Raw genomic sequence first — 23922 nt, 5'->3', positions numbered from 1 at the left:
TTTTCGTCCCGGCTGGTCGGGACGCCCTACCGGAGTTTTATCATGGCCACTGCGCCCGCCCCTGCCAACCTGCCGCTGTTCTATAAGGACCTCGTTCCGCTTTCGAGCATCGATCATGCCGATTTCCACGCGCGTCCGCTGGACAACGCGGAATTTCTGATCAACCAGCATGCCATCCCGCTGACCTCGGACGAGTTCGTATCGGCGTGCCGCTTTTTCCCGATCGTCTTTTCGGCGGGTGACAATCCGGTGCCGCTCGCGCTGATGGGCCTGAACGAAGGCGTGAACACGTTCGTCGACGACAATGGCAAGCTGGTCAATCCGGTCTATGTTCCCGCCTATATCCGCCGTTACCCGTTCCTGCTCGCCAAGCTCCAGCCGAATTCGGACGAATTGTCGCTGTGCTTCGACCCGACGTCGGGCGCGATCGGCAAGTTCGACGAAGGCGATGCGCTGTTCGACAATGGCCAGCCGACGGCGCCGGTTCAGGCGGTCCTCGAATTCTGCAAGAATTTTGAAGAAGCCGGTCAGCGCACCGGCATGTTCGTTGACGAGCTGAAAAAGGCCGATCTGCTGATCGACGGCGAAGTCAGCATCCAGCAGGAAGGCAGCGACAAGCCCTATATCTATCGCGGTTTTCAGATGGTCGACGAGAACAAGCTGCGCGAACTGCGCGGCGATGTGCTGCGCAAGCTGATGCAGAACGGCATCCTCGGCCTGATCTTTGCCCACCTCTTCTCGCTGCAGCTGATGCGCGAAGTGTTTGCCGAGCAGGTGAAAGCCGGCAAGGTGCCGGAAATTCAGGAAGTCCCGGCGGTCTGAGGCGTTTGATGCCGATGGCCACCCTGGCAGACCCCGCCGGCACCGCCGGTCCGCGTTATACCAAGGTGGCCATCTGGCTTCACTGGCTGATCGGCCTGGCGGTCATCGCCAATATCGGCCTCGCCATGCTGACCGAGGACATGCAGCGCGAAACGCATCGTGCCGCAATGGACATCCACAAGGCGCTGGGCATCACAATCCTGGCGTTGACCATCGTCCGGATCCTGTGGCGGCTGGGCCACAAACCGCCGCCCCTGCCCGCCGCGACCCCGGCATGGCAGCGCCCGCTCAGCAAGGTCGTGCATTTTCTCTTCTACGCGCTGCTCATCCTGCTGCCGCTGTCGGGTTGGGTGTGGATGTCGGCCGCGGACCGGCCCATCGACTTTTTCGGGCTGGCGACAATTCCGACGATCGCCCAGCCGAACAAGGGTCTGGCCGATGTGATGCATGACCGGCACGAGGTGCTTGGCCTCACCATGCTGGCGCTGGCCGCGATCCATATTCTTGCCGCACTAAAGCATCAATTTGTCGATCGGACCGGACTGATCGGGCGGATGAACCCTTTTTGACGCGGGCGCTGGCCGCGGCGTCAAAAATCGACGGCAATGCCCTTCAGCTCCCAGTCGCCATAGCGCACCGGATTACGCCCGCCGGGTTGGTCCTTGGCCTTTTCCTCGCGGATCGGCGCTGGCGGTGGTACCGGGCTGGTGGTCCAGTCGGCAGGCGCCTTCACATGCGCCGGACGCTTCACCGCTCGCGGCGTTCCGCCTATCGTTTCCGTTTCACTGCGCTCGGTCATGGTGCAGCCACTATAGGATTTTTCATGCGTCACGCCAACCGCGTCGAATATCATCATGGTTGATCGCCCCCGGCGCCCAAAACAGCGGTCACAGAGTGAGCCCGATCCGCCCGGCACCGCGCCGCGGCGGGCGGCGCTGCGGCTGGTCGATGCGATCTTGCGCCGCGGCGACCCGCTCGACGTCGCAATGCACGCCGCCGCGCAGGGGCTGACCGGGGCCGACCGCGCCTTTGCCGTCGCCATCGCGTCCGAAGCCCTGCGCTGGATGGTCGATATCGACGCGCTGATCGACAGTGCGACGGCGCAGATTCTGCCCGACGACGTCAAATCGCGGACCGTGCTGCGGATCGCGCTGGCGCAGTTGCTCGTCCTCAAAAGCCCCGCGCACGCCGTGGTCGCCACCGCGTTGCCGCTCGTCGCAGGCGGCCCGCGGCGGCTGGTCCACGCCATCCTGTCGCGCGCGCAGCAGGACGAATGGCGGCTGCCCGACCGCGCCACCCTGCCCCTGCCCACCGCCGAGCGATGGGCCGAGCAATGGAGCCTGGCGACGGTCGAAGCCGCTGAAGCGGGCTGGAGCGTGCCGCCGCCGATCGACCTCAGCTTTGCCGCCGAACCGGGCGCCGAGGAGTGGGAGGGCGCCATATCGCTCGCGCCGCGCCATCGCCGCCTGCCGCGCGGACAGGCGGTCGATACGATGCCAGGCTATAGCGAAGGCGGCTGGTGGATTCAGGATCTGGCGGCGAGCCTTCCCGCCCGCCTGCTGGGTTCGGGCGACGGGCGCAGTGTGCTCGATCTGTGCGCGGCGCCGGGCGGCAAGACAATGCAGCTGGCGGCGGCGGGATGGCAAGTGGTCGCCGTCGACTCGAGCGCCAAACGGCTGGAACGTTTGAGCGCCAATATGGCGCGCACCGGGCTGGTCGCCGACATCGTGCAGGCGGATCTAAGGTCATGGGCGCCCGCGGCGCCGGCCGACGCGGTCCTGCTCGACGCGCCCTGTTCGGCGACCGGTATCTTTCGCCGTCATCCCGATGTGCTGCACCGGATCGAACCGCGCCAGATCGACGAGATGGCGGTGCTGCAAACCGAGTTGCTCGCCCGCGCTGCGCGGTGGGTCAAGCCCGGCGGCACGCTGATCTACGCCACCTGCTCGCTCGAGCGCGCCGAGGGCGAGGATCAGGTCGCGGCGTTCCTGAAACATCACCCGGCGTGGCGCATCGACCCGGTGCGCGCGGACGAACTGCCCGACGCCATCGCACCCGATACCAGCGGTTTTGTCCGCACCCTGCCCGGAGTCCTGAGCGACGCTGGCGGGCTCGACGGCTTCTTCGTCGCGCGGCTGCGGGCGCCAGCGGGCTAACGCCCCCGCCAGCGCCCGTTAGCGTCAGAACACGGCTTTCGGCGTATCTTCCTTCATCATCGCCGCGCGCACCATCGGGATCGGCGGGCCGCCATAGGACAGGAATTCGTCGTGGAACGCCTTCCACTTCGTGCGGTCGCCTTTTGTCCAATCCTCGCGCAGCTTGCGGATCATCAGCTTGCCCAGCGTGTAGTTGAGGTAGAGCGGATCATAGGTACCGCGCGCCGCCTGTTGCCGCGCATTGCCTTCGTCCTGATAGCATTGTTCCTTGAACAGCTTCTCGGAGTCGGCCACGGTCATTCCCTTGGTGTGCAGCCCGATCGCCGACAGATAGCGGCAATTGCGCAGCAGCGCGTTCGACAGCTGGCCGATATGGGTCTCGGGATCGCCCGCGCCCAGCCCCGCATCCCACATCATCTCTTCGGTATAATGCGCCCAGCCCTCGGCAAAGGCATAGCCGACGAACAGCTTGCCAAAAATGCTCTCGGCCCGGTTCGCGTGAAGGAAGTTGAGGAAATGCCCCGGCCACACCTCGTGGACCGAGGTGAACATCAGATCCTTGCGCCCCGGCACGAAATCGGCCTGCGTCTGCTTGTCCCACGCCGGATCGGGCGGCGAGATATAATAGACCGACGGCAGCCCTTTTTCATACGGTCCCGGAATGTCGATATAGGCGCTGTTCTGCCGGTTATATGGCGGTGATTCTTCGACCTGCGCCTGTTCGGTCCCGGGGATCGACACCAGATCCTTTTCGACCAGAAACGCGCGCAGCATCGGCAACTGGCGCCGCGCCTCGGCGACCGGACCGCCGGCGGGCTTGTCGGCGTTCATCTTTTTCATGCACTCGCCGATCGTCATCCCCGCGGCATAGGTCGCGCACGCGGTCTTCAGCGCATCCTGATTGCGCTTGAGGTCGGCCTGACCGATGCGCTCCAGTTCGTCGAGCGGGGTGTCGACCCCCTCGTTGGTTAGGATCAGCTTGGCGAATTTGTCGGCGCCCAGCGCATAGCCGTCGGCGGTGCCGGGCTGCGATCCGACATATTCCGCCAGATCGGTCATCGCCGCCCCGGCCTTCGCCGCGGCGTCGTCGAACTGTTTTTGCAGCGCCGCGTCCTTGACCTCGGCAAAGGCCGCCTTCGCGTCGCCAGTGTAATAATCGGCAAAGCCGCCGAACCCGGCGGTGCCATATTTGACGAAAGTCGCGGGCAGCGGCAGCTTCAGATTGGCCTTGATCTGCGCGGCGGCGGCGGGGACTTTTTCGGCATAGGCGATAAACGCCTTCATACGGGTGGTCGCGTCGGCATAAGGCCGCGCGATATAGACATTGGGGTCGAGCGCGCCGGTATAATAGGACGGGTTCTTCTGCGCGAAATCGGTATCGCGCAGGAAGAACAGCTGCCCCTGCGCGACATGCACCAAATAATCGCGCTCGAACTTTTCGGCCGCGCTCATCTCGCCGTCAAAGGCCTTCGCGTCGGTGATCGCCTTTTCAAGATAAGCCGCCTGTTTCTCCAGTCCCGCCGGTGACCAGTCGGGCAATTGCCCGTCAAATTCATGCTTGCCCTGATAGACGGCAAAGGTCGGGTTGAGCGGGAAATAGCCGGCCAGAAACTGGTCGCGAAATTCGGTCCAGCTTGCCGCGCTTGGGGCGGTGGTGGTGGATTTGTTATCCGATGCGTTGCAGGCGGTCAGCACCAGCAGTGCCCCGGCCATGGCGACGCCGCCAAAGCGGGCAAATTTGCGTGTCATTCGGCTATCTCCCTGGATTTCCATGCCCCGGCTTCTGCCACTCGGACCGACCGATGGCATCCGATAATCGACGAACGGCGCCAGCAACGCCACTGGACAGCGGCAAAAAGCCGTTTAGGGCAAAGCGTGATGGCGACGATCCCTCCCGCAGATGGCGACGAACCGGTGATGCCGGGGGCGACGCCCAAAGCCCCCTCCCCGCTCAGCTTTCCCGATTTTCGCTATTATTGGCTGGCGCGTTTCACCGCGGTGGTGGCGACGATGGCGATGGTCGTGGTCATCGGGTACCAGCTGTATGACACCGCGCGCACCGACTATGGCATGTCGATCCGCGAGGCATCCTTTCAGCTCGGCCTGCTCGGCCTGGTCCAGTTTGTCCCGCTGGCGATCCTGACCCCGGTGGCAGGATGGGTTGCCGACCGTTTCGAGCGGCGGAGCGTGGCGATCTTTTCCAACCTGATCGACCTTGTCATCGCCGCGCTGCTCGGCTGGTTCACCTGGACCGACGCATTGACCCTGCCGCTGCTGTTCGGCCTTGCCGCGCTGCACGGGGTCGCGCGCGTCTTTTCCGGCCCCGCGATGAGCGCGATCGCGCCCAATATCGTCCCGCCCGCCGTACTGCCACGTGCGATCGCGATGAGCAGCATCGCGTGGCAGTCGGCGTCGGTGGTCGGTCCCGCCGCAGGTGGGCTGATCTATGCGGCGCACCCCGCGTCGGTTTATGTTTTCGCTGCGATCCTGCTCGCGGTTTCGGCCTTCACGATCAGCCGGGTGCGCCCGGTGCTCCCGCCGCCGACCGAGGTGCGCCGCCATCCGCTGCGCGAAATGGCCGACGGGCTGCAGTTTACCTGGCGCGAACGCTTTCTGCTCGGCACGATTACGCTCGACCTGTTCGCGGTCATCCTGTCGGGCGCGACCGCCATGCTGCCGGTCTATGCGCGCGACATTCTGCAAACCGGATCCGAAGGGCTGGGGTTCCTGCGCGCCGCGCCTGCCGTCGGGGCCGCTGTCGTCGCACTCGGCCTCGCCTTTCGCCCGATCGAGCGCGATGTCGGGGTCAAGATGCTGTGGGCGGTCGCCGTGTTCGGCGCCGGCACCGTCGCTTTTGGCCTGTCGACCAACTTTATCCTTTCGCTCGGACTGCTCGTCCTGATGGGCGCGGCGGACATGTTCTCGGTCTTTGTGCGCGGGACGTTGATCCAGCTCAACACCCCCGACCATATGCGCGGGCGGGTCAGCGCGGTGTCGGGGCTGGCGATTTCGGCGTCGAACGAGCTCGGCGAAATGCGCGCCGGTTCGATGGCAGCGTTTATGGGGCCGGTGGGCGCTGTGGTCATCGGAGGTGCTGGCGCCATCGCTGTGACGGCGCTATGGGCTTGGCTGTTCCCCGAACTGCGCCGCGCGCGCACCTTTGCACCGCAATTCAAGGCAGGATCGACATGAAAGCCAATTCTATCCTCGATACCATCGGCAACACGCCGCACATCCGCATGGGCAAGCTGTTCCCCGACGCCGAAGTCTGGGTGAAGTCGGAACGCAGCAATCCCGGCGGATCGATCAAGGATCGCATCGGCCTCGCGATGATCGAGGCGGCCGAAGCCGACGGCAGCCTGAAAGCTGGCGGCACCATCGTCGAGCCGACGTCGGGTAACACCGGCATCGGCCTGGCGATGGCCGCCGCGGTCAAGGGGTATAAGCTCGTCCTCGTCATGCCCGAAAGCATGTCGATCGAGCGCCGCCGGTTGATGCTGGCCTATGGCGCCACCTTTGACCTGACCCCGCGCGAAAAGGGCATGAAGGGCGCGATCGAGCGCGCGATCGAGCTGGTCGAGACGACGCCCGGCGCGTGGATGCCGCAGCAGTTTGAAAATGAAGCCAATATCGACGTCCATATCCGCACCACCGGCCCCGAAATCCTCGCCGATTTCAAGGATACTCCGATCGACGCGCTGATCACCGGGGTCGGCACCGGCGGCCACATCACCGGCACCGCGCAGTTCCTGAAAGAACATTGGCCGAACCTGAAAGTGTTCGCGGTCGAGCCCGAAGCCTCGCCGGTCATCTCGGGCGGCCAGCCCGCGCCGCACCCGATTCAGGGCATCGGCGCCGGGTTCATTCCGCGCAACCTGCACACCGACCTGCTCGACGGGGTGATCAAGGTCGATGCCGCCGATGCGAAGACTTACGCGCGCCGCGCCGCGACCGAGGAAGGCATGCTGGTCGGCATCTCGTCGGGCGCCACCCTCGCCGCAATCGCCCAGAAACTGGCCGAGCTGCCACCCGGCAGCCGCGTGCTCGGTTTCAACTACGACACCGGCGAACGCTATCTGTCGGTCCCCGATTTCCTCCCGGAGATCTGAGGCCAGCGCATGTGGCCCGACGGCGATCAATTGGCGTTGCCTGAAGGGCGCGACTGGACCGGTTGGCTGTTCGTGCTGCTGGCCGCGGCCGCCATAGGACTCGTGCTCTACGCCAGCGATAGCAGCGCAGATCGCGCGCTGGCCGCGCGCCCACACCCGATTGCGCCGCCCGCCGATGTCGTCCCCGAAGTGCTGCCGATGGAATTCGCACCGGTCGCCGAGGACGACGCCCGCGCCGCCAATGCGCGGATCGCGCTTATCACCAAGGGCTTCATCGCCGCGCGCCCCTTCATCTATGCTGGCGGCGGCGACGCCAAAGCCCGCGCGCGCGACTGCCTCGCCGCGGCGATGATCTACGAAGCGGGTGACGACGCCAAGGGCCAACAGGCGGTCGGACAGGTCATCATCAACCGCGCCCGTCATCCAGCCTTCCCCAAATCGATCTGCGGCGTGGTATTCCAAGGCTCCGAACGTGTCACCGGCTGCCAGTTCACCTTCACCTGCGACGGCGCCTTGAACCGCCGCTATTCGGACGCGGCGTGGCAGCGCGCGCGCAATAACGCCGATCTGATGCTCTCGGGCGGTACCTACCCGCCCGTTGGCCTCGCAACCCACTACCACACCGACTGGGTCCGCCCCTATTGGAGCGACAGCCTCGAAAAGATCGCGATTGTCGACACCCATCTTTTCTTCCGCTGGCCCGGCTATTGGGGCACGCCGGGCGCGTTCCGCGGGGCGGTGTCGGGCGGCGACGGCCCGATCGCAAAACTCGCTGCGATATCGCCGCTCCACGCCATGGCGCTAGGCTTGCCGACCGATCTGGCAACCGGTGTCGATGCCAATGCCGCGGTCGGCGAAGCGCGCGTCGTCGTCGGCGCGGGGGAAGCGACAGGCCGTGACACCATCTACACCCAGCTCGACCGCCGCCCCGCGCCCGAGAGTTTCGTCACCACGGCACTGCGGCTGTGCGGCGACAAACCCTATTGCAAGTTCATGGGCTGGACCAACCCGGTGCTGAAACCCGACAGCGACGCGATGAGCGATACCCAGCGCGCCGCGATGACCTTTTCCTACCTCCGCGATGACAAGGCAGGGTTTGAAAAGGCGCTGTGGAATTGCAGCGAGTACAAGCGCGACGATGTGCGCCAGTGCATGAAGCGCTAGGCTGAATGCCTTACAAATTGGGCAGCCACAGGAATAGCCAGGCCATCCCGATCCCTGCGCCCATCAGCGTCGAGCAGAGGAACAGCGTCGCGGCGACCGACCAGCGAACCGCCGGGGTCTTGCTGCGCTGCGCCCAGCGATACAGCTCGAACAGCATAATCGGGACGATGAACTGCGCATAGTTGAGCCCGACGCCGGCAGGCCCGCCCAGATCCTCGCCCAGCCCATCGGGACCGAACAACAGCACCCACAGCATGATGAAGACGCGCAAGAACCACACCCCGCTCACCGCCAGGAACAGCCGGATCGCCCACGGCTGGTGCCGCATGAAATCGCGCGCCATGGCAAAGCGGGTCGCAAAATAGACGCAGACCAGAATAATGATGCCGTTGATCGACGTCGCATAGCCCGACCCGGTCTCGCCCCTGCCCCAGGCAATATACAGCCCGCCCACGCTCATCACGACCGCCGACAGCATGTACAGCCGTCCGTTCCAGCGATGGAACCGAGGGTATTTTGCGCGCACTCTGGGGATGAGCTGCACCAGCCCGCCAAAGGTGATCAGCGCCCCGAACAGCAAATGGACAAAGATCGCCACATTGCCCGGCCCGTCGCCCGGGATCATGCCATCGGGCAGGATATCATTGGCCGCCCGCCAATCACCGGTCACGCTGGCGCGGCCGTAAAAGATCAGAATGTAGAGCGTGAACAGGCTTTGCCCGATAAAGGTCAGGGCGAACCAATAGATTGCCGCCGCGACAAGTGGTCGCTGTCGAATTGTCTGAAGCATGATGGCGTGATGTCCCGCTGTTTTTCCAGGCGGGGCCGCCAGTGAAGTGAATGATCGGCCGACCCGCAGGCAGCTGTGCTATATGAGCAACACACCGTGCGCCATGACCGCGCATCCCAAAATATTGACTTCAGGTTGCATGGAAGGACGGTTTCAGCCGTCGGTACTGCCGTCGTGCGTCGTTACGCCCTTCAACGTCGCGCGCGGCGACGTGCCGGTCCACCGCTTGAACGCGCGCGTGAACGCGCTCGGGGCCGAATAGCCGAGCAGATAGGCGACTTCGTTGATCGACACCCTCCGCTCCTGAAAATAGCTCAGCGCCAACCGGTGGCGCAGATTGTCGAGCAGCTTTTCATAACTGGTATTTTCGGCCTTCAACCGCCGGAAAATCGTCTGACGGCTGACGCCCAGTTCATTTGCGACCGTTGCCAGATCAATCGCGCCGGTGTGCAGGCGCGGCATGATCACCGCCTCGATCCGGTGCGCGAAATCGTCGCTGCTCTGCAAATCCTTCAGCAACCGGTCGGCATGCGCGCTCAGGATGCCGAAGGTGAAACGCGGCTGTTTTGCGACCCGATAGGTCAGCCAGCGTTCGTCAACGCGCATCGCATTGCGGCCCGCCGCAAATTTGACCGGCGCCTGAAAGACCGCTTCATACTCGCGGGCATAGGACGGTGCCGGATGGCTGACATGAACCTCCAGCACAAAAGGCGTATCGCCGAAAACCCGAGTTCCGCACACCATGCGCGCGAAAGACATTTCGGTGAGTTCGATAAAGTCATTGGGGTCGGCGCGATGGTCGGTCAGCCAAAGCCCTTCCCGGTCGCGCTCCAGCGTGAACCGGTTCGGACCGTTTGACGCGACGTCGGTGATCAGCCGCGTATAGCGATTGATCTGGGCAAAGGCGTCGATCATCGTTTCCGATGCGTGGGTGATCAGCCCCAGCACCGAAATTTCCGATACGTCGATCGCCTCGGCATAATGCAGCGCAAACGCGGGATCGTTGGTGAGCACCGCGCCCGCCTCGATCAGGCGCCGATACGCCGGCAGCGACAGGCGCGCGTCGAAATTGCCCAGCATGCCCTCGGTAAGGCCTGCAACCGCCAGTAACTGCTCGCGATCGACACCTTTGCGCACCGCAAAATTCACCATGCCGCGGGCGTCACCCACCGCGGCCGTCAGTCGTGCCATATGCGCCTCGCCGAAAGCTCGTCAGGGTCGGATCAGATACTTCTCTCCGGTCCGCTTGGCGTTGTAGGCATTGGCGACGTCGAGCGATAGCGCTTCGGTGAGCGAGATTTCATGGCTATAGTGGCTCTTGAACGTCGTCGTCAGCTCGTCGACGACGCGCTTCCGCAGCCGCAGATTGGTTTCCATTCCCGCCTTCTGCAGGAAGGGCGTCAGCAAGAAGCCCGACAAGGACCAGGTCAGCCCGAACGCACGGTTGAGCACCGTCGGCCCCAGGTCGAGCGCGCCATAAATATAGACCTGCTTGAACGTGTCCGAACCATAACGGCTGTACGTCGTCATCCGCTTCACCGCGGCGACTTCCATCGCCGACAAGATCTGGCCCGACAGCTTGCCGCCGCCGATCGCGTCGAAGCCGATCGTCGCGCCGGTGGCGACGATCGCAGCGACCAGCTGGTCGATGAAATCGTCGGCGCTGCTGTTGACGATATGCGCCGCGCCAATGCCTTTCAGGATTTCGACCTGCGCCTCGCTGCGCACGATGTTGACCAGCGGAATACCATCCTTGGCGCAAATCTTGACCAGCATCTGGCCCAGGTTCGATGCCGCGGCGGTGTGGATGATCGCGCTATGCCCCTCGGCCTTCATGGTTTCGGTAAAGGCCAGGCTGGTCAGCGGATTGACGAAGCACGACGCGCCGTCCTTCGGATCGGTGCCATCGGGCAAGACCATGCACATCTGCGCGGGCAGGCAGCGATATTCGGCATAGATTTCGCCCCCGATCAGCGCGACGGTCTTGCCGAGCAACGCCTGTGCCTCGGGCGAATCGCCCGCTGCGACCACCGTGCCGCACCCTTCGTTGCCGATCGCCAATGCTTCGCCGATCCGCCCGCCCATCGCGCGCATCCCGGCGGGCGGAATATCGGCGGTGATCACGGGCAAGCCGTCGCGGGTCGATGCGCGCGCGGTCGACATGTCGGCGCCGCCGAACAGCAGGCCCAGGTCCGACGGATTGATCGGGGTGGCGAGGATCTTGACCAGCACCTCGTGCGCTTTCGGCGTCGGCATCGGACGCCGTTCGAGCGACACCTCCAGCTCGCCCTCGGGCTTGACCAGCGTCAGCATGGTCAGGTTGGTGTCAGGCAGGTCGGTCATTGCGGGTCTCCCGTCGCTTTTCGGTTTCTCGATGCAACGGATTAGGGGGTGACGAAGCGGCTGGCAACCTCTCCGTGCCCGTCATCCCGGCGAAGGCCGGGATCTCGCCGCTGCGAGCGAAATCGACGGTGAGATCCCGGCCTTCGTCGGGACGACGATCAAAGGGTGGGCGAATATTCCGCCGCCAACCGCAAAATCTCGCCCGCCAGCTCCGCCCGACAGATCAGCAAATCGGGCAAATAAGTATCCGCCGCATTATACCGGATCGCCGATCCATCGACCCGGCTGACATGCAGCCCCGCGGCCTGCGCCACCGCCACCGGCGCGCAATTGTCCCATTCATACTGACCACCGGTGTGCAGATAGATGTCGGCCTCGCCGCGCACGACCGCCATCGCCTTGGCCCCCGCCGATCCCATCGCGAGCAGCTCGGCGCCGATCCGTTCGGCCACAAAAACGGCCTCGGCCGCGGGGCGTGTGCGGCTGACCAGCATTTTCAGGGGCTTGTTCGCGGGCTGCAATGGCATCGGCGCACCCGATGTCAGCGTGATCCCCAGCCCCGGCAGCGCGACCGCGCCAACGGTCGCAACGCCATCGACCGCAAGCGCGACATGCACCGCCCAATCGTCGCGCCCCTCGCCATATTCGCGCGTGCCGTCGAGCGGATCGATGATCCACACCCGGTTGTACGCCAGCCGCGCGGCGCTGTCCTTTTCCTCTTCGGACAGGATCGCATCGTCGGGGCGCGCGGCGCGCAATTCGCGGCACAGCATCGTGTTGGCGGCTTCGTCGCCCGCCTGCCCCAGCGCCTTGCCCTCGAGCCCCTCGGCCCGCAGCGCCAGCAGGATCACGCCCGCCGCCGTGGCGAGCCGTTCGGCCAGTTGCTCGTCGGTTTCCACCATGTCAGCCAAGCAGCCGGTCGATGATCAGGTCAGCCGCTTCTTCGGGCGACATCGCGGTGGTGTCGATGCGAATCTCGGGAGCCTCGGGCGCCTCATACGGGCTGTCGATGCCGGTGAAATTCTTGAGCTGCCCGGCGCGGGCCTTTTTATACAGGCCTTTCACATCGCGGCGCTCGGCTTCGGCCAGCGGCGTATCGATAAATACCTCGATAAACTCGCCTTCGGGCAACATCGACCGCACCATGTCACGTTCGACGCGGAACGGTGAGATGAACGCCGTGATGACGATCAACCCGGCGTCGGTCATCAGCTTCGCCACCTCGCCGACGCGGCGGATATTCTCGATCCGGTCGGCCTCGGTAAAGCCCAGATCGCGGTTCAGCCCGTGGCGGACATTGTCGCCGTCGAGCAGGAAGCTGTGCCGGTTCATTCGGTGCAGCTTCTTTTCGACCAGATTGGCGATCGTCGATTTGCCCGACCCCGACAGGCCGGTAAACCACAGCAAAGCAGGGCGCTGGTTCTTCAGGTTCGCGCGCATGTCGCGGTCGACGTCGGTCGCCTGCCAATGGACATTCTGCGCGCGGCGCAGGCTGAAATGCAGCATCCCCGCCGCGACCGTCGCGTTGGTCAGCTTGTCGATCAGGATGAAACCGCCCATCACCTTATTTGGGCTTGTCCGGTTGTCCGAATAGGCCTCGAACACAATCGGCTTGTCGGTCGAAATTTCGACGACGCCGATGCCGTTCAGTTCCAGCGTCTTCGCCGCCAGATGGTCGAGCGTGTTGACGTTGATCTCATATTTCGGCGCCTGCACCGTCGCCGACACCGTCTGCGTCGCGAGCTTCAGCCAATAGGCGCGCCCCGCGATCATCGCCTCGTCGGCCATCCAAACCAGCGTCGCCTCGAACTGGTCGGCGGCTTCGGGGGGGGCGTCGGCGGCGGCGATCACGTCGCCGCGCGAGCAATCAACCTCGTCGGAAAGGGTGAGCGTCACCGACTGGCCCGCAACGGCTTCGCCCAGGTCGCCGTCCAGCGTGACGATGCGGTCGACCGTGGTCGTCTTGCCGCTGGGCAGGATGCGCACCGCGTCTCCCGGCTTGACGGTGCCGCTCGCGATCTGGCCCGAAAAGCCGCGAAAGTCGAGGTTCGGGCGGTTGACCCATTGCACTGGCAGCCGGAACGGCTTCGCCTCATCGGCGGTGCTGCCGATCTCGACATTTTCCAGATGCTCGATCAGCGCCGGACCCTTGAACCAAGGCGTGTTGTCCGACAGCGCGGTGATATTATCGCCCTTGAACCCCGAGATCGGGATCGCGGTGAAATGGGTGATGCCGATCTCGCTGGCGAATGCTCGGTAGCTCAGCAAAATCCGCTCGAACACGGTCTTGTCGTAGCCGACGAGGTCCATCTTGTTCACCGCCAGCACGATATGCTTGATGCCGATCAGGTGCGCGAGGAAGCTGTGCCGCCGCGTCTGGGTCAACACGCCCTTACGCGCGTCGATCAGGATCACGGCGAGGTCGGCGGTCGAGGCGCCGGTGACCATGTTGCGCGTATATTGTTCGTGCCCCGGCGTGTCGGCGACGATGAACTTGCGCTTTTCGGTGGTGAAGAAGCGGTAGGCGACGTCGATCGTGATCCCCTGCTCGCGCTCCGCGGCGAGCCCGTCAACGAGCAGGGCGAAATCGATCTCCTGCCCCTGCGTGCCGACGCGCTTGCTGTCGGCTTCAAGCGCGGCAAGCTGGTCCTCAAAGATCATCTTGCTGTCGTAGAGCAAGCGCCCGATCAGCGTCGACTTGCCGTCGTCGACCGAACCGCAAGTGATGAAGCGCAGCAGCGACTTCTGTTGATGCTGCGCAAGATAGGCGTCAATGTCCTCGGCGATGAGAGCGTCGGTGACGTAGATGGGGTCGGTCATCAGAAGTACCCCTCCTGCTTCTTCTTCTCCATGCTCGCGTCGCCGCCATCCTTGTCGATGATGCGGCCCTGCCGTTCGCTGGTCGTCGTCAGCAGCATTTCCTGGATCACTTCGGACAATGTCTTGGCCTCGCTCTCGACCGCGCCGGTGAGCGGATAGCAGCCGAGGGTGCGGAAGCGCACCGAACGCTCGACCGGCGTCTCGCCGGGAAGCAGCGGAAAGCGGTCGTCATCGACCATCAGCAGCAGCCCGTCGCGCTCCACAGTCGGCCGCGGCGCGGCGAAATAGAGCGGGACGATCGGGATATTTTCGCGCGCGATGTACTGCCAGATGTCGAGCTCGGTCCAGTTCGAGATCGGGAAGACGCGGATGCTTTCGCCTTTGGCTTTACGGGCATTGTAGAGGTTCCAGAGCTCGGGGCGCTGTTTCTTCGGATCCCAGCCGTGGGTCGCGGTGCGAAAGGAGAAGATGCGTTCCTTGGCGCGGCTCTTTTCCTCGTCGCGGCGCGCGCCGCCAAAGGCGACGTCAAAACCGTGGAGGTCGAGCGCCTGTTTGAGCCCCTCGGTCTTCCACATGTCGGTGTGGAGCGGGCCGTGGTCGAACGGGTTAATCCCGCGCTCCTTGGCTTCGGGGTTCTGATAGACGAGCAATTCCATGCCGCTCTCGCGCGCCATGCGGTCGCGCAGTTCGTACATCGCCTGAAACTTCCACGTCGTGTCGACGTGGAGCAGCGGGAACGGCGGCGGCGAGGGGTAAAAGGCCTTGCGCGCCAGATGGAGCATCACCGCGCTGTCCTTGCCGACGCTGTACAGCATCACCGGCTTGACCGCGTCGGCCATCACTTCGCGCATGATATGGATGCTCTCGGCCTCGAGCCGGTCGAGGTGCGTCAACTCCGACGACCTTGTCTGCAAATCAGACGACAACAAACTCTGCCTCCTCATACTCCCGCCGCTGTGCAGCGGAATAGGACATTCAACATCCCGTCATACGTCCAAATGGACGGGAACCGGACGTCGCCGTAGCTTTGCCTCACGCAAGCCGGCAAACGTTATGGCCTTTCGACGCTGCAAGCCAGACTTGTGGAGCGGTAGAGTCACGCGACGGTATCGACCTTCGCCCGTCTCCATTCGGCAGCGATCGCAACGATCGTTTCGAGCGCGTGGGTCAGGCGCAGCGCGACTTCGGGCAACACCCGCCACGCCGGATCGAGGATCAGCCCCAGCTCGCGCCGGAAATCATAGCCGGCGACCTTGAGCGGGACGATGCCCTCGATCGCGAGCGATACCGGCGCGGTGGTGATGCCGATCCCGGCGGCGACCATGCGCAGGCAGCGCTCGTCGCTCTCGCTGCGCAAGGCAAAGCGCGGCCGAACACCGTGGCGGGTGAAGAAGCGGCTGGTTCCGTCAAGAAATTCGCAAGAGCGGCGCGCGATCATCGTTTCGGCGGCGAGTTCCTCGGGACCGACCTCGATCCGCCCGGCGAGCGGATGATCGGCCGCAATGAACATCGCCAGCGGCTCTGCATAGAGCGGCATGACGTGATCGCCGCGCTCTCCCGACCGCAACGGAACAAGGGCCATGTTGATGCGCCCGTTGCCCAGCGCCGCGCGCAATTCGGAATCGCTGTTTTCAATGAGTTCGATGGCGAAGCCGGGCCGCAGCGCCGTGACGACCGCCTGCAAAAACTCCCCCGGCGTCGATCGGATCACCCCGAGCTTGAGCTCGGCCTCTTGCCGGTCGCTGTCGCGGCCGAAATCGTCGGCGACGCGGAACCCGCGCTCCAGGTCGCGCGCGATCGGCAAGAAGCGCCCGCCCGCTTCGGTCAGGCGGACCTGCCGGCGGTTGCGGATGAACAGCGGCGTGCCGACCAGTTTTTCCAGTTCGGCGATCCCGCTCGACAACGCCGGCTGCGTCACTCGAATCCGCGCCGCCGCTTGCGTAAAACTGCCGGCGTCGACGACGGCGAGAAACTGGCGGATATGGGCGCGCTTAATCATAGATTTTACTTATGCCAAATCGCCTATCGTTTCAATTTCCATATGCTGGAATTTTGAGGCAGTATCGCGCCCTGTCCTGCCCTCGATCGATAGGTTCCCCATGCGCGCCACCCCCGACTTCGATTTCGCGCTCGGCGAAACCGCCGACATGATCCGCGACACCACCGCCCGCTTCGCTGACGAACGGATCGCGCCGCTCGCCGCCAGGGCCGACGCCGAAGACTGGTTCCCGCGCGACGAACTATGGACGCAAATGGGCGATCTGGGCCTCCACGGCATCACCGTTGAAGAGGAGTTTGGCGGGCTCGGCCTCGGCTATCTCGAACATGTGATTGCGGTCGAAGAAGTGTCGCGCGCTTCGGGCGCGATCGGCCTGTCCTATGGCGCGCATTCGAACCTCTGCGTCAACCAGATCCGCCGCTGGGGCAATGCCGACCAGAAATCAAAATATCTGCCCAAGCTGATCAGCGGCGAACATGTCGGCAGCCTTGCGATGTCGGAAGCGGGCGCGGGCAGCGATGTCGTGTCGATGAAGCTGAAGGCCGAGCGCAAAGGCAGCGGTTATGTCCTCAATGGCACCAAATTCTGGATCACCAATGCGACGCATGCCGACACGCTGGTCGTCTATGCCAAAACCAGTCCCGAGGCGGGGTCGCGCGGCATCACCGCGTTCTTGATCGAGAAAGACATGCCGGGGTTCAGCATCGGCCAAAAGATCGACAAGGTCGGCATGCGCGGCTCGCCGACCGCCGAGCTCGTCTTCACCGATTGCGAGGTTTCGGAAGAGCAGGTCATGGGGCCGGAGAATGGCGGCGTCGGCGTGCTGATGTCGGGGCTCGACTATGAACGCGTCGTGCTCGCCGGGCTCCAGCTCGGCATCATGCAGGCGTGCCTCGACACGGTCATTCCCTATGTCCGCGACCGCAAGCAGTTCGGCAAGCCGATCGGGTCGTTCCAGCTGATGCAGGCGAAGGTCGCCGACATGTATGTCGCGCTCCAGTCGGCGCGCTCCTACGTCTATAACGTCGCCAAAGCGTGCGACGCGGGACAAACGACACGCTTCGATGCCGCGGGCTGCATTTTGCTGGCGAGCGAGAATGCGGTGAAGGTCGCGGGCGAAGCGATCCAGGCGCTCGGCGGCGCGGGCTATACCAAGGACTGGCCGGTCGAGCGTTACTGGCGCGATGCCAAGCTGCTCGACATCGGCGCAGGGACGAACGAGATCCGCCGGATGCTGATCGGCCGCGAACTGATCGGTGCCGGCGCGTGATCTGGCTCTGGCTGTCGGCGGCCTTCATGGCGACGACGGCCTTGGTGCATGGCGCCTTGGGTGAAAAGCGACTGATCCAGCCGCTGCTCACACTCGATCAGGGGATCATGGCGGTCGATCTGGCGCGCAAGGTGTTTCGCTTTGCCTGGCACGCGATGTCGCTGTTGATGCTGGTGTCGGCCGCTACCGTTATCTGGCCCGGCACGCCGCGCAACCTGATCCTACTGGTTGGCGGGGTATGGACTGCAGTGGGATTGTTCGACGCCGTTTATACGCGCGGGAAGCACATCGGCTGGCCGATCCTGACCGCGTCGGGCGTCTTCGCAATCTTGGGCGCGACGGCGTGAACGACACGCTGCTCACCACCCTGCAATATTATGGCGCTGGCGCCGCGACGCTGGCGGCGTTGATCGTGTCGCTCAACCTCGGCCGCCGCCGCACGGGCTGGGCCTTTGTCATCTTCGTCACCAGCAGCATCGCACTGATCGCATGGGGCTTTCTGCAACCCGACAGCGAGGGCATCGGTTGGCAGAATATCGCGCTGCTGATCATCAACGCGATCGGCGTCTATCGTTACCTGATCCTGAAAGATAAACCGGATCATCCGGACGAAAAGCGGGGAGAGACTTTACAGTGAGCGCACCGGTCCTTGGCACCAATATCGATCCTGACAGCGACGAGTTTCGCACCCGCGCCGCGCACAATCGCGCGCTGAAGGACGAACTGTGGGCGCGCGTCGCCGAGGCGGCGCTCGGCGGCAACGAGAAATCACGCGAGCGCCACACGAGCCGCGGCAAATTGCTGCCGCGCGAGCGCGTCGAGCGGCTGCTGGATCCGGGCTCGCCTTTCCTGGAAATCGGCCAGCTCGCGGCGAACGACCTCTACGAAGGCGAAGTTCCGGGCGCAGGCCTGATTTGCGGCATCGGCCGCGTGTCGGGACGCCAGTGCATGATCGTGTGCAACGACGCGACGGTGAAGGGCGGCACTTACTATCCGCTGACCGTGAAAAAGCATCTGCGCGCGCAGGAGATCGCGCTCGAAAACCGCCTGCCGTGCATCTATCTGGTCGATAGCGGCGGCGCGAACCTGCCGCATCAGGATCAGGTGTTTCCCGACCGCGACCATTTCGGGCGCATCTTTTTCAACCAGGCCAATATGTCGGCGCGCCGTATCCCGCAGATCGCCTGCGTGATGGGCAGTTGCACCGCGGGCGGCGCCTATGTCCCCGCGATGAGCGATGAAACCGTCATCGTCCGCAACCAAGGCACGATCTTCCTCGCTGGCCCGCCGCTGGTGAAGGCGGCGACGGGCGAAGAAATCAGCGCCGAGGATCTGGGCGGCGGCGACCTGCATGCGCGAAAGTCCGGCGTCGTCGATCATCTGGCCGAGAATGACGAACATGCGCTGACCATCGTCCGCGATATCGTCAGCCATCTGGGCGCCGACACCGGGTTTGAGGTCGCGCTGAAAGACCCACGTCCGCCCAAATATGATCCCGAGCAGCTCTATGGCGTCGTCCCCGACGACGTCCGCGCGCCCTATGACGTCCACGAAGCCATCGCGCGCATCGTCGACGCCAGCGAGTTTCACGAATTCAAAGCCAATTACGGCAGCACTTTGGTGTGCGGTTTCGCGCACATCTGGGGCATCCCCGTCGCGATCCTCGCCAACAATGGCGTGCTGTTCAGCGAAAGCGCGGTCAAGGGCGCGCATTTCATCGAACTGGCGCAACAACGCCGCATCCCCCTGCTCTTCTTGCAGAACATCAGCGGCTTCATGGTCGGCGGCAAATATGAGGCCGAGGGCATCGCCAAACATGGCGCGAAGCTGGTGACCGCGGTTGCCACCGCGACGGTGCCCAAGGTCACGGTGCTGATCGGCGGGAGTTTCGGTGCGGGCAACTACGGCATGTGCGGGCGCGCCTATAGCCCACGTTTCCTGTTCACCTGGCCCAATGCGCGGATCAGCGTGATGGGCGGCGAACAGGCAGCATCGGTGCTGGCGACCGTCCACCGCGACGCCGACAAATGGACGCCCGAGGAAGCGGAAGCGTTCAAGGCGCCGATCCGCCAGAAATATGAGGACGAGGGCAACCCCTACCACGCGACCGCGCGCCTGTGGGACGATGGCATCATCGACCCGGCCCAGACGCGCGACGTGCTGGGATTGGCCTTCGCTGCAACGCTGAATGCCCCGGTCGAAAACCGCGGCTTTGGGGTGTTCAGGATGTGATTATTGGCAATCCTTCGGAGTTGGACCAAGCCTTGGCTAAGGGGTTAGGTCCTAATTACGTCTATATCCTTCGACATCCCGACGAAGTTGAGAAATTTGGGGGTGTAGGGACACCATTCTATGTCGGCATCGGAATTGGACATCGCATTTTTGAGCATGAGAAAGCGGCCAGCATCGCGTCGACAACGGGAAGAAAAGTCACAGCAATTCGAGCTATTTGGGCTGCGGGTGGCGAAGTCGCTCGGACGATAGACTCTTTTGACCAGACGGACCTTTGGCATCGCGAGGCCGAACTTGTGAATGCAATTGGGTTGTTGAAGGACGGAACGGGTACCCTCACGAACGAGCAGCGACCGCCAATGTCCTTTACGATCGATGGAATAGAAGTTCGGAAATATTCGCATCGGCAATCGGCAGCCGGTGGTCCACGGTGCATTCCGTCTGATTTTCGATTGGCTAACACGGCCTTGGTTCCCGGCCCGAATACGCAACAGAGCCGGACCAGCGTGGCTGGTGTGATCTATTCGTTAGTGGAAAATGAGCCGGGAATTACAGGACGCGAGGTGGTCGAACGTATGATGGAAATGAATTGGACAAAGACTAAATCAGCCTACACCCAAAGCGGCAGCATTTGCGCCGTCTGGGCGGCTGACTGGGTTCATGGGTGCTGCTTTCATACGAAGCTGCAAATAATCCAGCCTCTCAATGCAGCGGAAGTCACAAAATGATCCGATCCCTCCTCATCGCCAATCGCGGCGAGATCGCCTGTCGCATCATCCGCACTGCGCGCGAGACGGGCATTCGGACCGTGGCGGTCTATTCGGACGCCGATGCGAAGGCGCTGCATGTGCGGCAGGCCGACGAGGCGGTGCATATCGGGCCGTCACCCGCGCGCGAATCCTATCTGGTCGGCGAAAAGATCATCGCCGCCGCTAAGGCCACCGGCGCCGAGGCGATCCATCCGGGTTATGGCTTCCTGTCGGAGAACGCCGCGTTCGCACAGGCCGTCGTGGACGCCGGGCTGATATGGGTCGGCCCCAACCCCTCGTCGATCACCGCGATGGGGCTGAAGGATGCCGCCAAGAAGCTGATGGCCGAAGCCGGAGTGCCGGTCACCCCCGGCTATATGGGCGAAAATCAGGAGCCTGCCTTCCTCGCCGAGCGCGCTGTCGAAATCGGCTATCCCGTACTGATCAAGGCGGTCGCGGGCGGCGGCGGCAAGGGGATGCGCAAGGTCGATGCGGCGGCCGACTTCATCGACGCACTCGCCTCGTGCCAGCGCGAGGCCGCGGCCTCGTTCGGCAACGACCATGTGCTGATCGAGAAATATATCCTGACCCCGCGCCATATCGAGGTGCAGGTGTTCGGCGATACCCACGGCAATGTCGTCCACCTGTTCGAACGCGACTGCTCGCTGCAACGCCGCCACCAGAAGGTGATCGAGGAAGCCCCAGCCCCCGGCATGGACGAGGTCACCCGCGAGGCACTGTGCGCCGACGCGGTGCGCGCCGCGCAGGCGGTCGACTATGTCGGCGCCGGAACGATCGAATTCATCGCCGATGCCAGCGAAGGTCTCCGCGCCGACCGCATCTGGTTCATGGAAATGAACACGCGATTGCAGGTCGAGCATCCGGTGACCGAGGAGATCACCGGGGTCGATCTGGTCGAATGGCAGTTGCGGGTCGCGAGCGGTGAGCCGTTGCCGCTGCGACAGGAGGATTTGTCGATCAACGGCTGGGCGATGGAAGCGCGGCTTTATGCGGAAGATCCCGCGAAGGGCTTCCTACCCTCGATCGGCACGCTCGAACTGTTCCAGCTTCCCGAGCACCTCGGCCGCGTCGATACCGGCGTCTATGAAGGCGCCGAAGTCTCACCCTTCTATGACCCGATGATCGCCAAGGTCATCGCTTATGGCGACGATCGCGAGGAAGCGCGCGAGCTGCTGTCCGAGATGCTGGAGGACAGCGCGATCTGGCCGGTGAAGACCAATTCGGCCTTTCTGATCAACGCGCTCGCTCATCCCGATTTCGTCGCAGGCACCGTCGATACCGGACTCATCGGCCGCGATGGCGACGCGATGACCGAAGAGCCCACTCCCACGATCGAAGCCCTGACCAACGCCGCGATGGCGATCGTCCCGCGCTCGCTGCAGGCGGGTTTCCGTCTCAACGCACCCGACGTGCGCTCGGCGGCCTTTCTGCTTGATGGAAAGCGTGTCGAGGTCGACCTACACGGCCCCGGCACCGACGAGCCAGCACCTGCGATGCTGGTCGCCGAGGGCGGTTCCGTGTGGCAACTCACCCCGTGGCGCGCCGCGGGCGGCGCAGGCGGAGCAGCTGGCGACGGCGCCATCCTTTCTCCCATGCCCGGCAAAATCATTGCGGTCGAAGTCGCTGCGGGCGACACAGTGATCAAAGGCCAGAAACTGCTCACCCTCGAAGCGATGAAGATGGAGCATAGCCTGACCGCGCCGTTCGACGGCATGGTGGCCGAGCTCAATGCAAAACCGGGCGCGCAGGTGCAGGTTGAGGCGTTGCTGGTGCGGATCGAAGCGGCGGCGGAATGAACATCCTTCTCCCGGCGGGAGAAGGATATGGAGCCTTATCGCGCAGCGATTAGGCGGAGTTGGATGAGGGGTTGCGAGCTATCGGGAGGGCACAGCCCCTCACCCAGCTGCGACTAGCCGGCAAGCCGGCAAGTCTTCGCATCCCTCTCCCCATGGGAGAGGTAAATATATGGCCGGCAAATATTTCGACGAATGGACCATCGGCGACACGCTGACCCACGACATTCGCCGCACGGTGACCGAGACCGACAATCTGTTGTTCACGGTGATGACGCACAATCCGCAGCCGCTGCATCTCGACGTCGAGGCCGCGAAGGCGTCGGAATTCGGCCAGATCCTCGTCAACGGCACTTTTACCTTCAGCCTGATGGTCGGGCTGTCGGTCGGCGACACGACGCTGGGGACGCTCGTCGCAAACCTCGGCTATGACAAGCTGGTGATGCCCAAGCCGGTGTTCATCGGCGACACCCTGCGCGCAGAGAGCGAAGTCATCGGACTGAAAGAATCGAAATCGCGGCCCAATGCCGGGATCGTGACCTTCCTCCACCGCTGCATCAACCAGCGCGATGAACTTGTGTGCCAGTGCGAGCGTTCTACGCTGGTGAAGAGAAGCGGCGCCTGACATCATCACCGAAGCCCTGAGCTTGTCGAAGGGCGGCTCACGGTTGATAAGCGTCCTTCGACAAGCTCAGGACTACGGACAAACCCCATGCGACTTCGTTCCCTCCTCTTTGTCCCCGGCGACCGGCCCGAGCGTTTTGCCAAGGCGGCGGCGTCCGGCGCCGATGCGATCATCCTCGATCTGGAAGATTCGGTGTCGCTCGCGAACAAGGACGCCGCGCGGCACGCGATCGCCGATTATCTGGTCGGCGCGCGCGAGGTCGTCACGCTGGTGCGCGTCAATCCGCTCGACGGCCATCTGACCGCCGCCGACATCGCCGCGATCATCGCCGCGCGACCCGATGCGATCATGCTGCCCAAGGCCGAAGGCGCGCCGAGCATCGCGCAGCTCGACACGATTATCCGCAGCGAATCCGCGGCCGATGCCTCACTGCCCCCGGTCCTGCCGATCGCCACCGAAACCGCCGCGGCAATTTTTTCCCTCGGCAGCTACCGCGAGGCGAAGGACCGTCTGCTCGGGCTGACCTGGGGCGCCGAAGACCTGCCCGCCGCCATCGGCGCGACGACGAGCCGTGAAGCCGACGGCAGCTACACCGCGCCCTATAACGTCGCTCGCGCGCTGACGCTGTTCGCCGCGCACGCCGCGGGCGTCGCGGCGATCGACACGGTGTTCCCGGCGATCAAGGACCAAGCGGGCCTTGCTGCTTACGCCGCGCGCGCGCGGCGCGACGGCTTTACCGGGATGATGGCGATCCATCCGTCGCAGGTCGCGCCAATCAATGCGGCCTTCACCCCCAGCGCCGACGAGGTGTCGCGCGCGCAGGCGATCGTCGATGCCTTTGCCGCCAATCCCGGGGTCGGGGTGCTGCAGGTCGATGGCAAGATGATCGACGCCCCGCACCTCAAACAAGCGAAGCATATTTTGTCCTTGGCGGACTGACGCTAAACTTACCCCGTTCGTGTCGATCGAAGTCGAGACACCCATCGAGACAACGCCAAGCCGGGGGGCATGTCGACTTCGCTCGATGCG

Annotated in this window: 23 protein-coding genes; 14 read left to right on the top strand and 9 right to left on the bottom strand. The window is 63.9% G+C overall.

The genetic code is table 11. From position 1 onward, the window contains the following. The first annotated feature begins 42 nt into the window (after window positions 1-42). Both FFS68_RS02405 and FFS68_RS02400 read left to right on the top strand, forming a co-directional pair. The gene (locus FFS68_RS02405; protein ID WP_137751700.1) at window positions 43-822 is read left to right on the top strand and encodes a SapC family protein; all 780 of its coding nucleotides are present in this window, start codon (window positions 43-45) and stop codon (window positions 820-822) included. 14 nt (window positions 823-836) lie between these two features. Beyond that, the gene (locus tag FFS68_RS02400; RefSeq protein WP_171003712.1) at window positions 837-1391 is read left to right on the top strand and encodes a cytochrome b; all 555 of its coding nucleotides are present in this window, start codon (window positions 837-839) and stop codon (window positions 1389-1391) included. A 20-nt stretch (window positions 1392-1411) separates the two neighbouring features. Here the strand turns inward: FFS68_RS02400 and FFS68_RS02395 are convergent, their stop codons facing one another. Further along, entirely contained in the window at window positions 1412-1678 is a 267-nt protein-coding gene (locus FFS68_RS02395) for a DUF1674 domain-containing protein (RefSeq protein ID WP_349290362.1), read from the bottom strand. Here FFS68_RS02395 and FFS68_RS02390 point away from each other — a divergent pair. Beyond that, complete coding sequence (locus tag FFS68_RS02390) at window positions 1677-2978, top strand: RsmB/NOP family class I SAM-dependent RNA methyltransferase (protein ID WP_137751698.1); 1302 nt, start codon at window positions 1677-1679, stop codon at window positions 2976-2978. The genes FFS68_RS02395 and FFS68_RS02390 overlap by 2 nt on opposite strands. Before the next feature lie 24 nt (window positions 2979-3002). Here the strand turns inward: FFS68_RS02390 and FFS68_RS02385 are convergent, their stop codons facing one another. Next, complete coding sequence (locus tag FFS68_RS02385; RefSeq protein WP_137751697.1) at window positions 3003-4727, bottom strand: DUF885 domain-containing protein; 1725 nt, start codon at window positions 4725-4727, stop codon at window positions 3003-3005. A 129-nt stretch (window positions 4728-4856) separates the two neighbouring features. Between FFS68_RS02385 and FFS68_RS02380 the strand changes: the two genes are divergently transcribed. From FFS68_RS02380 to FFS68_RS02370, 3 genes are read left to right on the top strand one after another with little or no spacing between them, the layout of a single operon-like run. Then, window positions 4857-6170: an MFS transporter gene (locus FFS68_RS02380; RefSeq protein WP_137751696.1), complete on the top strand. Its 1314-nt coding sequence runs from the start codon at window positions 4857-4859 to the stop codon at window positions 6168-6170. Continuing rightward, window positions 6167-7087 carry a cysteine synthase A gene (gene cysK, locus FFS68_RS02375; protein WP_137751695.1) on the top strand — a complete coding sequence of 307 codons (921 nt, stop codon included), beginning with the start codon at window positions 6167-6169 and terminating at the stop codon, window positions 7085-7087. The genes FFS68_RS02380 and cysK overlap by 4 nt, the downstream gene beginning before the upstream one ends. A 9-nt stretch (window positions 7088-7096) precedes the next feature. Next, window positions 7097-8251, top strand: a complete 1155-nt coding sequence (locus FFS68_RS02370; protein ID WP_137751694.1) for a cell wall hydrolase — start codon at window positions 7097-7099, stop codon at window positions 8249-8251. Between the two features lie 10 nt (window positions 8252-8261). Here the strand turns inward: FFS68_RS02370 and FFS68_RS02365 are convergent, their stop codons facing one another. The 7 genes from FFS68_RS02365 to FFS68_RS02335 form a co-directional block, all read right to left on the bottom strand. Further along, window positions 8262-9041, bottom strand: coding sequence for a DUF2306 domain-containing protein (locus FFS68_RS02365; protein ID WP_137751693.1), 780 nt, complete (start codon window positions 9039-9041; stop codon window positions 8262-8264). Between the two features lie 153 nt (window positions 9042-9194). Continuing rightward, the gene (locus FFS68_RS02360; RefSeq protein ID WP_137751692.1) at window positions 9195-10232 is read right to left on the bottom strand and encodes an AraC family transcriptional regulator; all 1038 of its coding nucleotides are present in this window, start codon (window positions 10230-10232) and stop codon (window positions 9195-9197) included. A gap of 21 nt (window positions 10233-10253) precedes the next feature. Continuing rightward, complete coding sequence (locus FFS68_RS02355; protein WP_137751691.1) at window positions 10254-11384, bottom strand: zinc-binding dehydrogenase; 1131 nt, start codon at window positions 11382-11384, stop codon at window positions 10254-10256. Between the two features lie 158 nt (window positions 11385-11542). Next, the gene (locus FFS68_RS02350) at window positions 11543-12286 is read right to left on the bottom strand and encodes a 3'(2'),5'-bisphosphate nucleotidase CysQ (RefSeq protein ID WP_137751770.1); all 744 of its coding nucleotides are present in this window, start codon (window positions 12284-12286) and stop codon (window positions 11543-11545) included. A 1-nt stretch (window position 12287) separates the two neighbouring features. Continuing rightward, window positions 12288-14204 carry a sulfate adenylyltransferase subunit CysN gene (gene cysN / locus FFS68_RS02345; RefSeq protein WP_137751690.1) on the bottom strand — a complete coding sequence of 639 codons (1917 nt, stop codon included), beginning with the start codon at window positions 14202-14204 and terminating at the stop codon, window positions 12288-12290. Next, window positions 14204-15148, bottom strand: a complete 945-nt coding sequence (cysD, locus tag FFS68_RS02340) for a sulfate adenylyltransferase subunit CysD (RefSeq protein ID WP_137751689.1) — start codon at window positions 15146-15148, stop codon at window positions 14204-14206. Before cysD ends, cysN begins: the two co-directional genes overlap by 1 nt. A 152-nt stretch (window positions 15149-15300) precedes the next feature. Continuing rightward, window positions 15301-16203, bottom strand: a complete 903-nt coding sequence (locus FFS68_RS02335) for a LysR family transcriptional regulator (RefSeq protein WP_137751688.1) — start codon at window positions 16201-16203, stop codon at window positions 15301-15303. Between the two features lie 100 nt (window positions 16204-16303). Between FFS68_RS02335 and FFS68_RS02330 the strand changes: the two genes are divergently transcribed. The 8 genes from FFS68_RS02330 (at window position 16304) to FFS68_RS02295 (ending at window position 23832) form a co-directional block, all read left to right on the top strand. Beyond that, window positions 16304-17473: an isovaleryl-CoA dehydrogenase gene (locus FFS68_RS02330; protein ID WP_137751687.1), complete on the top strand. Its 1170-nt coding sequence runs from the start codon at window positions 16304-16306 to the stop codon at window positions 17471-17473. Next, the gene (locus FFS68_RS02325; protein WP_137751686.1) at window positions 17470-17820 is read left to right on the top strand and encodes a hypothetical protein; all 351 of its coding nucleotides are present in this window, start codon (window positions 17470-17472) and stop codon (window positions 17818-17820) included. Before FFS68_RS02330 ends, FFS68_RS02325 begins: the two co-directional genes overlap by 4 nt. Beyond that, the gene (locus FFS68_RS02320; protein WP_137751685.1) at window positions 17817-18110 is read left to right on the top strand and encodes a hypothetical protein; all 294 of its coding nucleotides are present in this window, start codon (window positions 17817-17819) and stop codon (window positions 18108-18110) included. Before FFS68_RS02325 ends, FFS68_RS02320 begins: the two co-directional genes overlap by 4 nt. Beyond that, entirely contained in the window at window positions 18107-19705 is a 1599-nt protein-coding gene (locus FFS68_RS02315; RefSeq protein WP_137751684.1) for a carboxyl transferase domain-containing protein, read from the top strand. Before FFS68_RS02320 ends, FFS68_RS02315 begins: the two co-directional genes overlap by 4 nt. Continuing rightward, complete coding sequence (locus tag FFS68_RS02310; RefSeq protein WP_137751683.1) at window positions 19702-20433, top strand: GIY-YIG nuclease family protein; 732 nt, start codon at window positions 19702-19704, stop codon at window positions 20431-20433. Before FFS68_RS02315 ends, FFS68_RS02310 begins: the two co-directional genes overlap by 4 nt. Continuing rightward, window positions 20430-22271 carry an acetyl/propionyl/methylcrotonyl-CoA carboxylase subunit alpha gene (locus tag FFS68_RS02305; RefSeq protein ID WP_137751682.1) on the top strand — a complete coding sequence of 614 codons (1842 nt, stop codon included), beginning with the start codon at window positions 20430-20432 and terminating at the stop codon, window positions 22269-22271. Before FFS68_RS02310 ends, FFS68_RS02305 begins: the two co-directional genes overlap by 4 nt. 169 nt (window positions 22272-22440) lie before the next feature. Next, entirely contained in the window at window positions 22441-22893 is a 453-nt protein-coding gene (locus FFS68_RS02300; RefSeq protein WP_137751681.1) for a MaoC family dehydratase, read from the top strand. An 87-nt stretch (window positions 22894-22980) separates the two neighbouring features. After that, the gene (locus tag FFS68_RS02295) at window positions 22981-23832 is read left to right on the top strand and encodes a CoA ester lyase (RefSeq protein ID WP_137751680.1); all 852 of its coding nucleotides are present in this window, start codon (window positions 22981-22983) and stop codon (window positions 23830-23832) included. Window positions 23833-23922: the final 90 nt, after the last annotated feature.

Source organism: Sphingopyxis sp. L1A2A (assembly GCF_005502465.1).
GTDB lineage: Bacteria > Pseudomonadota > Alphaproteobacteria > Sphingomonadales > Sphingomonadaceae > Sphingopyxis.
This window is presented reverse-complemented; position numbering and strand designations above follow the sequence as displayed.